The following is a 14,670-nucleotide window of genomic DNA, read 5'->3' as shown; positions in this document are numbered from 1 at the left end:
CCATGCCTCGGGGCTTTACCTTCGTTACCATCCTGTCTTTAGAAATAACTCGGGCTTTGTCGCGGCCCTTAAGGTCATAAATAGGGCAGTTCCGCCATTTAACCCCCAATTCATTACCGCCTCCGGGGCCTCCGGCCTTAAATTGTCGGCATCCTTGATCCCAGGAGGCGTCCTATGCAGCCAGACTTCTTCGAGGCCGATTACGGCCAACTCACCGAGGCCATCTTCGTGGTGGTGCTCCTTTCCTTCGTGATCGAACGCGTGCTGGCGGTGGTCTTCGAGCACGCCCTCTACAAGAAATACCTGGACGGCCGGGGTCTTTCGGCTCCCCTGGCGGTGGCCTTGTCCTTCGTGGTCTGCTGGAAGTTCCACTTCGACCTGCTGGCCATCCTCTTCAAGGCCCAGGCGGCGGGAGGGGGCGGGACGCTCCTGACCGCCATGCTCATCTCGGGCGGCAGCAAGGGCACCATGGCCCTGATGCAATATTTCATCCAGGCCCTGAACCTGCGCTCCGCGGCCCTGCAGATCCAGGCCCGGAAGATCGCGCCCAAGGGCGGCAAATAGATGCGCCGCCTCCTGGCGCTGTTCCTCATCCTCGCCGCGCCCGTGGGGGCCTCCTACGTGGAGGTCAACGGCACCGGCGCCTACGTCTATGCCCAGGCCGACAGCCATTCGGTGAAGCGAGGTCATGCCGAGAAGGGCGCCGCCTACCAGTTGATCCAGGACGCCCAGGTGAACGGCTATTACCGCATCTTCTTCGACGACCAGGAAGGTTTCGTTTACCGCACCCGGGTGCGGGCCCACTTGGGGGACGCGGAAGCCTACGCGGCGCCGGTGACCTATACCGGGACCCAGGTTCCCCGTACCTTCCAATATGGCGAGCCCATCGACCACAGCCAGCAGCCCCGCGTCCTCCTGGAACGGGAAGCCTACAAGGTCTGGTACGACCCGACGCGCAAGGTGGCCCTTTGGTCGGCCTATGCCTACCGGCCGACCGGCACCACCTCCGCACGCTGCCAGGACTGTTTCGCCGAGGATCCGGAGGCTCCGTCCCACCCGGGCACCTACCCCAAGCTCACCGACTACCAGGGTGTTTACAAGGCCAACATGACCGGCTTCGACAAGGGCCACCAGTCGCCCGACGCGAGCCTGAAGGTCTACGGCTTCGAACAGCAGAAGGAGACCTACTACCTTTCCAACATGACGCCCCAGTACAGCAACACCAACCAGGGGATCTGGCGCGAATGGGAGGACAAGGTACGGGGTCTGGCGACCCCCGAGTCGCCGGTTTGGGTGGTGACGGGACCGGTCTTCAACGCGGGGACCCCGGGGCACCCGGTGAAGCCGGGGGGACCCTGGATCCCGGACGCTTATTTCATGGTGGTCTCCCGGGGCAACGGCAGACCCGATGTGGCGGCGATCCTGGTGAAGAACCAGCAACTGCGCCTTTCCTGGGCGGAGCACTATAAGGAGACCCTCGCCACCGTCGCCCAGGTCCAGGACCTGACCGGGTTCGATTTTTTGAGCGCGCTCCCGGACGACGTCGAGAAGGACCTGGAATCCCGGGTCAACGACCTCTGGCAGTAGTCGGGTCGATTTCGACGCTGCGGATCCGTCCCCATCGTAGAATGGGCCCTCATCCCATTCCCGGAGACCCTTTTTGCCCGACGAGAATCCCCATGATTGGATCGAATCCCTGACCCGTTGGGCCGGAGCCATCGGCCTCAACCCGGTGCGGGTGCGCTGGAAGCTGATGGGATTGCGGGAGAAGTTCCGCGACACGAAGCACCGGGCCCAAGTGAAGAAGGAAAGCGTCGGTTACCGACACAAGATCTGCCCTTCCTGCGGGTCGGTAGAGGACCGGGGCAACAAGACCTGCTCGCGCTGTGGGGCCGCCCTTTACACCCATTTCGGCCAGATGGTCCGCCGCTTGGGGCTGGTGGCGCCCCATTTCAACTCGGTCAGCTCCATCCTGGCGGGTGTCATCCTCCTCATCTACATCGCCATGATGCTTCACGAACCCGGCGCGGGCCTCCTGGGGTTCAGCAGCGACACGCTCATCCATTTCGGCGCCCATTTTCCGCCCTTGGTGCGGGCGGGCGAGGTCTGGCGTCTGGCCACGGCCTGTTTCCTGCACATTGGGATATGGCACCTGGCTTTCAACTTGATCGCCCTGATGCAGATCGGTCCCCAGGTGGAGGAGATGTTCGGCCGGGGCCGGATGCTGTTCTTTTTCATGGTGACGGGCATCCTGGCCAACCTGGGCAGCGAGATCTGGGGGCTTTACGGCATCGCCGCGGGCGCCTCGGGCGCCTTGATGGGCCTCATCGGCGTGGCGGCGGGATGGGGCCAGCGGGACGGCACCGCCATCGGCCGGGAAGTGCGGGGCCAGATGGTCAATTGGATGGTCTATACGGTGGTCTTCGGCTTCTTCATCGGGGCGGACAACGCCGCTCATATCGCGGGCTTCCTGGTGGGAGGGGTGCTGGGGTTCTTCTCGAAGCCCGTTTGGGAATTGCAGGGCCGCCGGTCTTTCCTGCACCAGGCGATGGGTTGGATCGGCTTCCTGTTGATGGCCGGGACGGTCCTGTTGGTCTTCCATCCGCCCTTTTCCGTCATGGACCTCACCAGACCCTGACCCCGGGGTCACCGAGGGCCGGTCATCACAAAATGCCGGACCGGGTTGATTTCAGGGCCCTCCGGGTCAATCCTGGATCAAACCTCCTCGGAAAGGACCTTTGATGAAATTCTTCCTCGCGATCTTCCTTTTGGCCGTGGCCGGTCTGGTGGGTTGGTACGGCTACTGCGTGGTGCCGGTGATGCAGGATTTCCAGGCGGCGGCCGATACGGGCAAGCCCGAGGCCATCCTGCCTTTCATCGACATGCCCTCCCTCAAGAAGGATATTACTGAGTTCGTGAAGAATCGCTTCAACCGCACGGACAATCCGGCCACCAACCCTTCGGCGGAGCAGATCCAAGAGATGGTGGATAGCTTCACCACCCCGGCCAACATCCTCCTGATCCTCAAGGGGGTCAAGGTGGAACCGGGAAGGGCGGTGCCCGCGGTGATGGATGACAAGACGCCCCATCCGGTGGAAAAGCACTACGAATCGCCGGGCGTCTATGCCATCGACATCTACCTCAGCCAGGTGCAAACACCGGACAACAAGGTGTCCCTGCTCTTCGAACGCCAGGGCTGGTTCGATTGGAAGCTCTCGGCCATCCGGTTCTCCTGGAGCTGAAGGCGCCTCAGCGTCCCCTGAGGTCGTTGGCCGATTTGTCCAGGAAGGTGATGAAGCTATCCGCATTCCCATAACCTTCCTGTCGGCGGAAGTCGTCCCCTGAGGGGGCGCGAATGATGAGGGTGGGGAAGGCGCGGATGGCGTATTTCTGCTGAAGGCCCTCGATCTCCTGGGGGTTGCGGCCTTCCTCCCGCCGACGATCCACCACGTGCACGGGCACGAACTTTTCCAGGATCTGGGCCTTGAAGGCGGGGTTCTCGAAAACCTCGTCGTTCAGGCGTCGGCAGGGTCCGCACCATTCCGCCGAAAAATCATAGAGGAGCAGCTTGCCGGTGGACTTGGCCTCGACCATCCCGTCAGAAGGAGAACGCCAGAAAGCAACGGAGGGTTCGGGCGCCACAGTGGTCCCGGGAATGGGAGAGGACTGGAGCGAAGAGAGGCTTTGGGGTGAGGAACGCCAGCCGGCATGGGCGGCCAGGTCCTCGGAGAGCTGAGGTTGGATGTCATCGGCGGTGAAGGCCGCATTGTCAAAGCCCTTCGAAAAAAGGTAATAGGTCATGCCGTCAGGCAAGGGCTCGTAGAAAAACCTTTGGAAGTCGTGCCATTTGCCCCTGGAGGCCAGCATGTCCAGGGTTTCCACCTCCCGAGGTAGTTCCTTCAGGTCGGCAGGGTAGTGTCCCTTCTCGGATTTGAAGTTCTCCAGGGCCTGGACCACTCCGGCCAATTGGCCGGGAACCTGACGGGCTTGGGCCCGTGCGATGGCATTGTCTTTGTCCTCGAACATCTGGTAATAGGCCCAATAGCAGGAACCAACGGTGACCCCCGCCCCCAGGAACGCCATGAGGATGAGGAGCCAGCCGCCCCGGCGTATCTTGATGAGCCCCAGGATGAGGGCGGGCAAGGCCACGAGAAGACCCAGGATAGGAAAGAGGCAGAGGACCGCGATCACGTAATCGGCAACGCCAAGCTTGTGGGGGGCTTCGGGGACGTTGGACATGGTGCCTCGGCCGAATGGAATGAAAAGCCCCTCTATTTTAACAGGAAAGTTCCCGCGGTCCCGAAAAGCCTACCTGCTACAATAACCCCATGTTCCACCTGCCCTCCCTGGCCTATATCCTTGAGAAAGGCCGAGCAGCCTTCAAACGCTTCCCCTATCCGCTGATCTGCTCCTTTCTGGGCGGCGCCACGGCCATCCTCCTCATCGAGAACCAATCGGACGATTTCTGGTTCCTCAAGCTCCTGATGACCTTCGGGTTGGGCATCTCCCTCTTCTTTTCCCTGACCCTTTACCTCGAGAGACCTTTGGCAAGATTCCGCCTCAAGCCCGTGCAGTGGCTGGGGGCGGGAAGCCTCCTGCTCCTGGGCTTTTATTTCCTCTCGGGCCAGGCTCCGACGGAGAACTTTTTCCTCAACTACGCCCAATGGGCCCTGGCGCTGCACCTGTTGGCCGCCTTCAGTCCCTTCCTGGGGGCGGGAGAGGCCAGGGGGTTCTGGCAGTTCAACCGCTATCTCTTCCTGCGGTTCCTGCTTTCCGCCCTCTACGCGGGGGTCTTCTTCATCGGCATGGTCATCGCGCTGGGGGCGGTGGATCACCTGTTGGGCATCAAGATCCACGACAAGCTTTATCCGGACCTCTGGGTCTTTTCCGTCTCCTTCCTGATGACCTGGCACTTCCTGGCCGGAGTGCCGAAAGGCCTGGATAAACTGGACCGGGACGATAGTTATCCAGGCGGCCTGAAGGTCTTCACCCAATATCTGCTGGTCCCCCTGGTCACCCTTTATCTGGTCATCCTCTACCTCTACCTGGGCAAGATCCTCCTGAAGGCCGACTGGCCCAAGGGCACCGTCACCTGGTTGGTGTCGGTGGTATCGGTCGCCGGGGTCTTCAACCTGCTGCTGCTCCAACCGGTTCAGGAGAAGAAAGAAAACGGCTGGATCCGGGTCTATGCCCGTGGCTTCTACTGGGCGCTCCTGCCCCTGTTGGGGATGCTCTTCACCGCCGTGGGAAAGCGCATCGGCCAATATGGGGTGACCGAACAACGCTATTTCGTGACGATATTGGGCCTGTGGATCCTGGGCATCGCCCTTTATTTCCTCTTCCACAATAGGCCGACGATCAAGACCGTGCCCCTGACCCTTTTCCTCGTGACCCTCCTGACCTCGATGGGCCCTTGGGGCGCCTATTCGGTCTCCCGGATGAGCCAGATGGCCCGCTTGAAGGCCTTCTTCGTGAAGGACGGCCTCTGGAACGGGACCAAGGCTGTCAAGACCGCCCAAGAGGTGCCTTGGGAGGACCGCCAGGAGATCAGTTCCATCCTGGACTATCTCGTGGAGAACCACGGAGTGGCCCTGCTCCAGCCCTGGTTCGACCTGGACCTTTCCAAATGGAAGGATGAGCGGGAGCGCCACCGTTACGGCTACAGCAGCGTTTCCAACGAGATCTGCAAGTCCCTGGGCTTCGATCACGTGGACCGATGGCAGGCCAAATCCCAGGGATCCAATTTTTATTTCTATTCGGAAGCGGGCAACGAGGCTCTTTCGGTGAAGGATTACGACTATTGGGTCCAGATCTCGGGTGCGCGGAACTTCAAGATCGGCGGCCAAGCCGTGACCGTGACCGTGACGGGCCCCTTCCTCACGGTCAAACCGGCGGGCGGAGCGGAGCTGGTCTTCGATCTGGCGGACATGGTGGCGTCCCTGGAAAAGGACCATCCGAACAAGAACGGCAATCAGCTCCCGGCGGAGGAACTTTCCATGGAATCTTCGAACGGGGAATGGAAGGGCAAGTTGTACCTTTCCAACCTCCAGGGAAGCCACAAGGACAAGGGCATCCAGGTCTCCTATCCCCAAGGGTTCCTTTTGTTGAGGCGGTTGCGCTGACCGTCCGACCTTCGGTCCCATCCCCGCGGATCCTCGCCTTCCACAAGCCCGTCGGGGTCGAGGTCACCCGCCCCAAGTCCCTCACCGTGTCCCGCGAGCACGGTCCCACCGTTTATGACTTGCTTCCCCCTGAATTCCATTCCGCCGGCTGGATGCCTGTCGGGCGCCTGGACAAGGATTCGAGTGGTTTGCTGCTCTTTGTGAGGGAGGGGCCCCTGGTGGCGCGCCTCCAGAAGCCGGGAACCCTGGAAAAGGTCTATGAGACGACGGTGCGGGGGCCGGTGGAAGACCACCATTTGGTGGCCCTCCACAAAGGCGTGGGAACGGACCTGGGGGTCCTAAGGGCGGATCAGGCGCGGATCCTGGGGACCGAAGGAAAGTTGTCCCGGGTCCGCCTCATCTTGCGGGAAGGACGGAACCGGCAGATCCGCCGGCTCTTCAACGCGTTGCGGGATGACCGGCTCGGGAAGCCCCTCAAAGTGATGGCATTGAGACGGGTGAGGTTCGGTCCCCAGGCCTTGGATCTCGGCGAGGGGGACTGGCGTTTTTTATCGGAGTCCGAAGAAGGGGAACTGCTCGCCGCCGCGAATATTATCCCCGAAGGGAACGGGTCCTCATGGATAATGGCGATCCATAAAAGGTTTTAACGACCGGGACCCGACCGTGAAGAAAAGCGAGATACAAAAAATCCTCCGCCGCCAGAAGATGCTTTCCCAGGAGATCCTCGTGTACCAGAGGATCATGGAGGGAATGCGCAAGGGACTTAAGTTCGACAGTCTGTTGAAACTCTTCGTTAAGGGTGCCCAAAAGGGACTTGGCTTCAAGCGGTCGGGGATATTCCTGGTGGAACCGGATGGAAAGCACGCCACCCTGGCCATGGGGGTCTCGGCCCGGGGCACCTTCGAACGCAACAAGGACCGGATCCGGATCACGCCTGAGCGCCATAAAGTCCCCATCTCGGATATCGTCAACGGTTACCAGGGCTATTTCCTCTCCAACAACATCCCGGGGCGCATCCCGAAGACCACCAGCTACCGTGTCCAGGTCCTGAATAACGCGGTGGTGCCGATCCAAGTGGGAAAGGGCCGGATCATCGGGGTGCTGGCCGTCGATAACCTGTTCCAGAACAAACCCATCACCCTGGGCGATGTCCACGGCCTGATGAACTATGCCACCCAGGTGGGACTGGCCATCGAGTCCTTCCGGGCCCATCAGAAGGCCGTGGGTCTTTCCATGACGGACCCCATGACCGGTCTCTATAACCGTCGCTATTTCGATCAGGCCCTGGATCAGGAGATCAAACGCTGCCGCCGTTATGGCCGGGCGTTCAGCCTTCTTCTGCTGGACATCGACCATTTCAAGCGCATCAACGATACCTATGGTCACGGGGCGGGGGACGAGGTCATCCGGCAGGTGGCGGGGCTTATCCGGCGTAATTTACGGGGCTTGGACGTGGTGGCCCGGGTGGGGGGAGAGGAATTCGCCGTCATCCTTCCCGAGACCCCTCCCCAGAACCTGAACACGGTGGTCCAGCGCCTCTTGCGGGAGATGCGCGCGGCGAAACCCGTTCCGGCCGCCATGGCCCAAAAGAGGGGAAGGGTCACCTTCAGTATCGGGGTGGGCATCTACAAGGGTGGGGAAGCGGGACCGGCGAAGCTGATGAAAGCCGCCGACAAGAGCCTTTACCAGGCCAAAGGCCAGGGACGGGACCGCTGCGGGGCCCCCGTGATCGTTCAGTAAGCGGCTATTCGAGGATGGCGTCGATCTTCTTGAAGAGGGCGTTCATCTTGGCCGAATCGGGGAGGAATCCATCGGCCTTGGGGGCTTGGCGGGCCTTCTCCAGATCGCCCTTGAGTCGGTTCAGGTCGGAGGTGGCCTGATCCAAACGGGTCCGCAGGTCCTTCACCTGGCCCTGGACCTGTTCGTTCGCGCCCTGGTGGTCCTTGGTCTTCCTGAGTTCGGCCTCGGTGGCTTCCAATTTTTCCTTCAGCTCCGCGCCGCCGGCCTGGCCCTCCTCTTTGGCCTTCTTGAGCTCGGCCTCGGCCTTTTCCAACTTGAGCTTGAGGTCCTTGATCTCGGCCTGGGCTTCATCGTTCAGGCCCTCGGCGGTATCCAGGTCGTCCTTCATCCTCCGAAGCTGCTCTTCGACGCCGTGTTCCTTGGCCTTGACCCCTTCCAATTCCTTGGAAAGTTCTTCGGCCTTCATGCGGGTGGCGGCCAGTTCCTGCTTCAGGTTCCCGATATCGGAAAGTTTCTTGCCCTGTTCCTCGGCTTCGGAGGTTTTTTGGTCGAGTTCCTTCTTCAAACGGAGCAGTTCGGAAGTGGCTTCTTCCAGTTTCTTGCGGTTCTCCGCTGCGTCAGTCTTGAGCTTGTCGGTCTGTTCCTTCTGTTCCAGGCTGTGCCTGAGGGAACCGTCGGCGGACTTCTTCATTTCCAGGAGGTTGCGTTCCAGGGTCTCGATGAGCTTGAGGTTCTCGGCCTTGGCCTTCTCCAGGCGGTGGAACTCGTCGGCGATGTTCATGGAGGCCAGGATGGCCACCTTGGCCGCCGGCGCGGAGGACTTCTTGCCGATGTCGTTCATCTTGGCGTCGACGAATTTGGCCAGGTCGGCGATATAAGCGGGGTCGGCTTCCCCCTTGAGGGTGTACTCGTTGCCGTAGATGGTGACGGTAACAGCTTTTTTGTCTGACATTTTTTCCCTTATAAGATCCGTCGATTCCCGGTTTTCGATCCTTGGCCTTTGATCAAGGCCCAAGGACTTAAAATCAAACGCCTCTTAGCCTTCCAACTTCAATTCCGAAGCCAAACCCTCGATGCGTTGGAGGTTCTCCTTGACCTGCTTCAGGTCTCCCAAGGCGGTCTCGTATTGTTTGCGGAGCTTCTGGTTCTCTTCGGCTAGGGCGGGGTCGGGAACGGGTCCGGTCCTTGGGGAGGCCTCTGGAGGCGCCACCAGGTCCTTCATCTGGTTCTTCAGGGCCAGGTTCTCCTTCATGATGGATGCGTTGGCGTTGCGGAGCTGGACGACGGTTTCGAGAAGGCGGTTGATGCGTTTTTCGAGGCCTTCCCATTGGGCCTTGGGGTCGGCCGGGGCGGCCGTGGAATGGCCGAAAAGGTCATCGGATTGCAATGGAGTACCTCTCTTTGAGGTGGGAGGTGATGGAAGAGACCTTCTGGACGATCTCGGCGTCGGTCAAGGTGCGATCCTCGTTCAAGAATTGCATCCGGTAGGCGAGGCTCCGGAACCCCTGGGCGACGTGGGGCCCGCGGTAGAGGTCAAAGAGGTGAACGGCCTTCAGTTCGGGGCCGCCCGCCTGGCGGATGGCGTCCTGAACTTGCCCCGATGTTACACCATCGGGAACGACCAGGGCAATGTCCCGCCAGGCGGCGGGGAACTTGGGAAGGGCCTGGTAGCTGGCTTTGCTCCGGGGAGCCTGGGCCAGGGCCTTGGGCTCGACCTCAAGGGCGAAGCAGGGCGCGGAAATGTCGTAGTCCTTCAGGACCTTGGCATGCAGGGCCCCTCCCCGAAGAAGGCTGTTCCCTTTAGCGTCCCGGACCTCGAAATTCAGGCCTGGTTCAAAGGGCGCGGGAAGTTCACCGTAGATCCATTGGACCCCGCCCAGACCGCAGGCCGTGACCAGGTCCTGGGCCAGGCCTTTCAGGTCGAAGAAGTCGGAAGGGCGTTCGGGAGAGGTCCATTGGACTTCCCCGGAAAGCCCCGCCAGGATGGCGGCGACCTGGGGCCTTTCGGTCAACTGGGCCCCCGGCGTGAAGACCTTGTTCATCTCGTAGAGCCGCAAGCTTTCCTGCTGGTGGGAGAGGTTCAGGCGGACATTGGCCAGCAGGGAGGGAAGAAGGGAAGGCCGCAGGACCTTCTGGTCTTCGGCGATCGGGTTGGCGACCTCTTGGGCTTGGGCGGAGGGGGCATCGGCCGGCAAACGCAGTTTCTTGGCGAAATCGGGGGGGAGGAAGCTGGAGTTCACGGCTTCCCAGAAGCCCGCTTGGTGCAGGGTTCCCCGCAATTCGGCCTCCAAGGGGACCATGGGTTGGAAGGGGAAGAGATCGGAGGGGACGGGCGGTGGAGTGACCGGGATCTTGTCATACCCGGTCAAGCGGGCCATTTCCTCGATGAGGTCGATCTCCTTGCGCAGGTCCGAGCGGTGGCTGGGGCATTTCACGGTGAGGCTTTGGGAGGAGGCGTCGCCTTGGACCTCGCAACCCAGGTTCTTAAGAATGTCGATCTGGGCCTGGTTGGAAAGGGTGAGGCCCAGCACCTGGTTGGAACGGGAAGGACGGTAGGAGACGGGGGGATTCTGGGGGACCTGTGTCTCGACGGAGCCTATGCCGGGGGCCGCCTGGCCGCCCGCGACCTGTTGGATGAGGTCCGCCGCCCTTTCCAGGGCCACGCGCACTCCCTGCGGGTCCACGCCGCGTTCAAAGCGGTAGGAGGAATCGGTGGAGATGGAAAGGGCCCGGGCGGTCTTGCGGACGCTGCCGGGTAGGAAGAGGGCCGACTCCAAGAGAATGGAAGTGGTGCCGTCGGTGACCTGGGAATTGGAACCGCCCATGACCCCGGCCAGGGCGACGGGGCGTTCGGCGTCGGCGATGACCATCATGGTCTCGGTCAGTTCACGCTCGGTGTTGTCCAGCAGGGGGATCTTCTCGCCCTTCTTGGCTTTGCGCACGATGACCTGTTGGCCCTTGAGTTGGGACAGGTCGAAGGCATGGAGGGGTTGACCGGTCTCCATGAGCACATAATTGGTGACGTCCACGATGTTGTTGATGGAACGCTGGCCGATACGGGCCAGGGCCTGGACCAGCCAAAGAGGGGAAGGGCCGACCTTCACGCCTTCCATGACCAGGCAGGTGTAAAGGAAGCAGGTGTCCCTGGATTCGATGGAAAGCTTCACCCGTTGGGCGACGGGGGCTCCACCTTCTGGAATGACGGATGTCTTGGGATATTGGACCTTTTGGCCCAAAAGGGCGCCCAATTCCTTTGCCACGCCCCAGTGGCTCAGCAGGTCGGCCCGGTTGGGAGTGATCTCCAGTTCAAAGAGGGTGTCGGGGAGCCCCATATAGGGAAGGAACTCGGTGCCCACGGGCGCGTCGGGGGAAAGGATGAGGATGCCTTCGGCATCCTCGGCCAAGCCCAGTTCCTTGGAGGAACAGAGCATCCCGAAGGATTCCACGTCGCGGATCTTGGCTTCCTTGATCTTGAAGTTACCGGGCAGGACCGCTCCGACCCGGGCAAGGGGGATCTTTTGGCCGGGCGCGATGTTCTTCGCCCCGCAGACGACTTGATAGGTCTTTTGGCCGTCGGTCACCTGGGTGAGGGAAAGACGGTCCGCTTTCGGGTGTTTGTCGACGGTCAGGAGTTCGGCGACCACCACGTTGGTGATGTCCTTGCCAAGGTGACGCACGTTCTCGACCGCCACACCGGCGTGCACCATTTTAGGGATGATGGTTTCGGCGGGCGGAAGGGAAGGGAGGTAGTTCTTGAGCCAGTTATAGGAGATGAGCATTTGGGTCCCGGTCGTTCGGTTGACGGCTAAAAATGCGTAAAACTTGTAAAATTTGAAGAAGTTTAGGGTAGGGGTGGGGGGCTGTCAACGACCGGCGGACCGTGTTTTCTCGATGAATTCCCCGAGGGCGCCCGTATAATTCCCGCTCCTATCTCTGGCCCGAGCTTTAAGCCCGGGGCGATTCCTTTAGACCGAAAGGGCGGTGGTGAAATTGGCGTTGTTCGAATTGGATGTGAGGGAATTGGAACGCAAGTTCACCGAAGTGAGGGATCATCTTTGACCCCGCTCAAGTCAAGCGGGACATCGAACGTTTAGAGGCACAGACCACCGAGCCCAATTTCTGGAACGACCCCAAGGCCGCGCAGGGGGTCACTTCCCAATTGTCGCGCCTGAAGGACACCCAGGCCCTGGTGCAGGATTTCGAGAAGCAATACCACGACCTGCTCACCTACCACGAGCTCCTCAAGGAACAGCACGACCCAGCGTTGATCGCCGAGATGGAGCAGGGCTACAAGCGGTTCGAGGCGGATTTCCGCAATTTCGAACTCAAGCGCAACTTCACGGGAAAATACGACTTCAACAACGCCTACCTGTCCATCCACCCGGGCGCCGGGGGGACGGAAAGCCAGGATTGGGCCTCCATGCTGCTGCGCATGTACCTGCGGTGGATGGAAGCCAAGGGTTACGAGGTGGAGACCCTGGACTACCAGGTGGCCGACGAGGCGGGCATCAAGTCCGCGTCCCTCCATGTGAAGGGGCCCTGGGCTTTCGGATTCCTGAAGGTCGAGCGCGGCGTGCACCGGTTGGTGCGCATCTCGCCTTTCGACGCCAATAAGCGCCGCCACACCTCCTTCGCCTCGGTGGACGTCATGCCCGAGGTGGACGACGTGGAATTCGAAATGCGTTGGGACGATATCCAGTTCGACACTTTTCGATCCGGCGGAAAGGGCGGCCAGAACGTCAACAAAGTGGAGACGGCGGTCCGCTTGACCCACATCCCCACGGGCATCATCGTTTCCTGTCAGACCCAACGGTCCCAGTTGCAGAACAAGGAACAGGCCTTGAAAATGCTGAAGGCCAAGCTTTTCCAACATCATCAGGACCTTCACGATGAGGAAATGTCCCGTGTGGCCGGGGCCAAGAAGAAGATCGAATGGGGCAGCCAGATCCGCTCTTACGTCTTCCAACCTTACCAGATGGTCAAGGACCACCGCACGGAGGTGGAAACGGCCATGATCAACGACGTCATGGACGGGGACCTGGATATGTTCATCGAGGCGGCCTTGAAAGCCAAATTGGTGGATTAAGACCCGGAAACAAAGCCGATCAACCACCGATGAACACAGATGAACTCCGCTTGGGAAAGTCTTAGAATCTAACCGTTTTTCTTTTCGGCCGTTATCGGCGTCCATCCCCTTCGTCGGTGGCTCAGAAAGGTCGTGCCGTGCCTGAAATGAACGAGTTCCTCAAGATACGCCTCGAGAAGCTCAAGGCCCTCAAGGAGAAGGGGATCAACCCCTATCCTTCCGCGGCCTTCGAGGTCACCGCCCATTCCAAGGACGTCCTGGAGAAGTACGCCGGCCTGGAGGCCGGCCAGCACCGGGAGGAGGACAAGCTCTCCATCGCCGGACGTTTGATGACCATCCGTGACATGGGGAAGAGCTGTTTCGCCCACGTGCAGGACGCCCAGGGCCGCATCCAGATCTACGTGCGCAAGGACGGGGTGGGGGAGCAGGCCTACGAGGTCTTCAAGCTCATGGACCTGGGCGACATCATCGGGGTGAAGGGTTTTCCCTTCAAGACCAAGACCGGAGAAGTGAGCGTGCATGCGGTCTCCTTCGAGGTCCTGAGCAAGTCCTTGCATCCGCTCCCGGAGAAGTGGCACGGCCTCACCGACGTGGAGGCCCGCTACCGCAACCGTTATGTGGACCTCATCGTGAACGAGGACGTCCGCAAGACCTTTGAAACGCGTTCCAAGGTGGTGGCGGCCATCCGCCAATACCTGGACCAAAGCGGATTCCTCGAGGTCGAGACCCCCATGATGCATCCCATCCCGGGAGGGGCGGCGGCCCGTCCTTTCATCACCCACCACAACACCCTGGACATGGACCTTTTCCTTCGCGTCGCCCCGGAGCTTTACCTGAAACGGCTCCTGGTGGGCGGTTTCGAGAAGGTCTATGAGATCAACCGCAACTTCCGCAATGAGGGCATCAGCATCAAGCACAATCCCGAGTTCACCATGTTGGAGGCCTACCAGGCCTACGGTAACAACGACAGCGTCATGACCCTGACCGAGAACATCCTGTCCGCCGCCGCCAAGGCCGCAGGCCAAGGCAACAAGATCACGGTGGGAGAGACGGAACTGGATTTCACGCCACCCTTCAAGCGCCTGCCGCTCTTGAGGGCCTTGGAGGAGATCGGGGGCATCGTTTACGACGAAGTGAGCGTGGAGGACCTGAAGAAACGCCTCCGGACGACCGAGGCCCACGTGAAGCACATGGATTCGCTCTCCAAGGCCGAATTGGCCTATCTGCTCTTCGGAGAACTGGTCGAAGGCAAGCTGGTCCAGCCGACCTTCATCACGGATTTCCCGGTCGAGGTCTCGCCGCTGGCCAAGGCCCGGACCGATGATCCGGCCCTCACCGAGCGTTTCGAGCTCTTCTGCCTGGGCCGCGAGATCGCCAATGGGTTCTCCGAACTCAATGATCCAGTGGACCAGCGCCGCCGTTTCGAGAAACAGGTCGAACTGCGCAAGGCGGGGGACGAGGAAGGGATGTTCCTGGACGAGGACTTCATCCTGGCCCTTTCCTACGGTATGCCTCCCGCCGGCGGGGTGGGCATCGGCATCGACCGCCTGCTCATGCTCCTCACCAACAGCCCCTCCATCCGGGACGTCATCCTGTTCCCCCTTATGCGGCCCCGGGGGGACGAGGAAAAGATGGTGTTCGAATAAGGCATTTATCACGGAGGCGCGGAGGACGCGGAGAAAGTCCTGGGGAGAGGGGGTCTGACCGCCTTCCTCCGAGTTC

At 60.8% G+C, this 14,670-nt stretch carries 13 protein-coding genes; 9 read left to right on the top strand and 4 right to left on the bottom strand.

The features are described from left to right. Nucleotides 1-174: 174 nt before the first annotated feature. The 4 genes from VHE12_13700 to VHE12_13685 all read left to right on the top strand — a co-directional run bounded on the left by VHE12_13700 (nucleotide 175) and on the right by VHE12_13685 (nucleotide 3,242). Nucleotides 175-564 carry a hypothetical protein gene (locus tag VHE12_13700; protein HVZ81836.1) on the top strand — a complete coding sequence of 130 codons (390 nt, stop codon included), beginning with the start codon at nucleotides 175-177 and terminating at the stop codon, nucleotides 562-564. Then, a complete protein-coding gene (locus VHE12_13695; protein HVZ81835.1) occupies nucleotides 565-1,587 on the top strand; it encodes a DNA/RNA non-specific endonuclease in 1,023 nt (340 codons plus the stop codon). It abuts the gene before it with no gap. A 73-nt stretch (nucleotides 1,588-1,660) separates the two neighbouring features. Beyond that, the gene (locus VHE12_13690; GenBank protein ID HVZ81834.1) at nucleotides 1,661-2,638 is read left to right on the top strand and encodes a rhomboid family intramembrane serine protease; all 978 of its coding nucleotides are present in this window, start codon (nucleotides 1,661-1,663) and stop codon (nucleotides 2,636-2,638) included. A gap of 103 nt (nucleotides 2,639-2,741) precedes the next feature. Then, a complete protein-coding gene (locus VHE12_13685) occupies nucleotides 2,742-3,242 on the top strand; it encodes a hypothetical protein (GenBank protein ID HVZ81833.1) in 501 nt (166 codons plus the stop codon). A 7-nt stretch (nucleotides 3,243-3,249) separates the two neighbouring features. Here VHE12_13685 and VHE12_13680 read toward each other — a convergent pair whose 3' ends face one another. Then, entirely contained in the window at nucleotides 3,250-4,239 is a 990-nt protein-coding gene (locus VHE12_13680; protein ID HVZ81832.1) for a thioredoxin fold domain-containing protein, read from the bottom strand. An 89-nt stretch (nucleotides 4,240-4,328) separates the two neighbouring features. On the opposite strand from VHE12_13680, the gene VHE12_13675 reads away from it, so the two are divergent. The 3 genes from VHE12_13675 to VHE12_13665 are packed head-to-tail and all read left to right on the top strand — an operon-like array spanning nucleotide 4,329 to nucleotide 7,862. Beyond that, nucleotides 4,329-6,122, top strand: coding sequence for a DUF4153 domain-containing protein (locus VHE12_13675; GenBank protein HVZ81831.1), 1,794 nt, complete (start codon nucleotides 4,329-4,331; stop codon nucleotides 6,120-6,122). Then, on the top strand, nucleotides 6,017-6,769 hold the full coding sequence (locus VHE12_13670; protein ID HVZ81830.1) for a pseudouridine synthase: 753 nt from the start codon (nucleotides 6,017-6,019) through the stop codon (nucleotides 6,767-6,769). Before VHE12_13675 ends, VHE12_13670 begins: the two co-directional genes overlap by 106 nt. Nucleotides 6,770-6,785: 16 nt before the next feature. Beyond that, nucleotides 6,786-7,862, top strand: coding sequence for a sensor domain-containing diguanylate cyclase (locus VHE12_13665; protein HVZ81829.1), 1,077 nt, complete (start codon nucleotides 6,786-6,788; stop codon nucleotides 7,860-7,862). A 4-nt stretch (nucleotides 7,863-7,866) separates the two neighbouring features. On the opposite strand, the gene zapA is transcribed toward VHE12_13665, so the two are convergent. The 3 genes from zapA to pheT all read right to left on the bottom strand — a co-directional run bounded on the left by zapA (nucleotide 7,867) and on the right by pheT (nucleotide 11,641). Then, on the bottom strand, nucleotides 7,867-8,814 hold the full coding sequence (gene zapA, locus VHE12_13660) for a cell division protein ZapA (GenBank protein HVZ81828.1): 948 nt from the start codon (nucleotides 8,812-8,814) through the stop codon (nucleotides 7,867-7,869). 84 nt (nucleotides 8,815-8,898) lie between these two features. After that, the gene (locus tag VHE12_13655; GenBank protein HVZ81827.1) at nucleotides 8,899-9,249 is read right to left on the bottom strand and encodes a hypothetical protein; all 351 of its coding nucleotides are present in this window, start codon (nucleotides 9,247-9,249) and stop codon (nucleotides 8,899-8,901) included. Further along, nucleotides 9,236-11,641 (bottom strand): phenylalanine--tRNA ligase subunit beta, encoded by a 2,406-nt coding sequence (gene pheT / locus VHE12_13650; GenBank protein ID HVZ81826.1) that lies wholly within the window; start codon nucleotides 11,639-11,641, stop codon nucleotides 9,236-9,238. The genes VHE12_13655 and pheT overlap by 14 nt, the downstream gene beginning before the upstream one ends. A gap of 211 nt (nucleotides 11,642-11,852) precedes the next feature. Between pheT and prfB the strand changes: the two genes are divergently transcribed. Beyond that, nucleotides 11,853-12,948 (top strand): peptide chain release factor 2 gene (prfB, locus tag VHE12_13645; protein ID HVZ81825.1). Its coding sequence is split into 2 segments (ribosomal slippage): nucleotides 11,853-11,918 and nucleotides 11,920-12,948, totalling 1,095 coding nucleotides; the frame shifts between segments, so codons are not numbered across the junction. Nucleotides 12,949-13,094: 146 nt separating this feature from the next. Beyond that, nucleotides 13,095-14,594 carry a lysine--tRNA ligase gene (gene lysS / locus VHE12_13640; GenBank protein HVZ81824.1) on the top strand — a complete coding sequence of 500 codons (1,500 nt, stop codon included), beginning with the start codon at nucleotides 13,095-13,097 and terminating at the stop codon, nucleotides 14,592-14,594. The last annotated feature ends 76 nt before the right edge of the window (nucleotides 14,595-14,670 follow it).

This window comes from bacterium (assembly GCA_035549195.1).
GTDB lineage: Bacteria > Oederibacteriota > Muellerivitia > Muellerivitales > Muellerivitaceae > DASZRK01.
This window is presented reverse-complemented; position numbering and strand designations above follow the sequence as displayed.

Coding starts and splice junctions, on each gene's coding strand:
- VHE12_13695 (HVZ81835.1), top strand. CDS start 565: ATGCGCCGCCTCCTGGCGCTGTTCCTCATCCTCGCCGCGCCCGTGGGG.
- VHE12_13700 (HVZ81836.1), top strand. CDS start 175: ATGCAGCCAGACTTCTTCGAGGCCGATTACGGCCAACTCACCGAGGCC.
- VHE12_13685 (HVZ81833.1), top strand. CDS start 2,742: ATGAAATTCTTCCTCGCGATCTTCCTTTTGGCCGTGGCCGGTCTGGTG.
- pheT (HVZ81826.1), bottom strand. CDS start 11,641: ATGCTCATCTCCTATAACTGGCTCAAGAACTACCTCCCTTCCCTTCCG.
- VHE12_13675 (HVZ81831.1), top strand. CDS start 4,329: ATGTTCCACCTGCCCTCCCTGGCCTATATCCTTGAGAAAGGCCGAGCA.
- VHE12_13680 (HVZ81832.1), bottom strand. CDS start 4,239: ATGTCCAACGTCCCCGAAGCCCCCCACAAGCTTGGCGTTGCCGATTAC.
- lysS (HVZ81824.1), top strand. CDS start 13,095: ATGAACGAGTTCCTCAAGATACGCCTCGAGAAGCTCAAGGCCCTCAAG.
- zapA (HVZ81828.1), bottom strand. CDS start 8,814: ATGTCAGACAAAAAAGCTGTTACCGTCACCATCTACGGCAACGAGTAC.
- VHE12_13670 (HVZ81830.1), top strand. CDS start 6,017: ATGGAAGGGCAAGTTGTACCTTTCCAACCTCCAGGGAAGCCACAAGGA.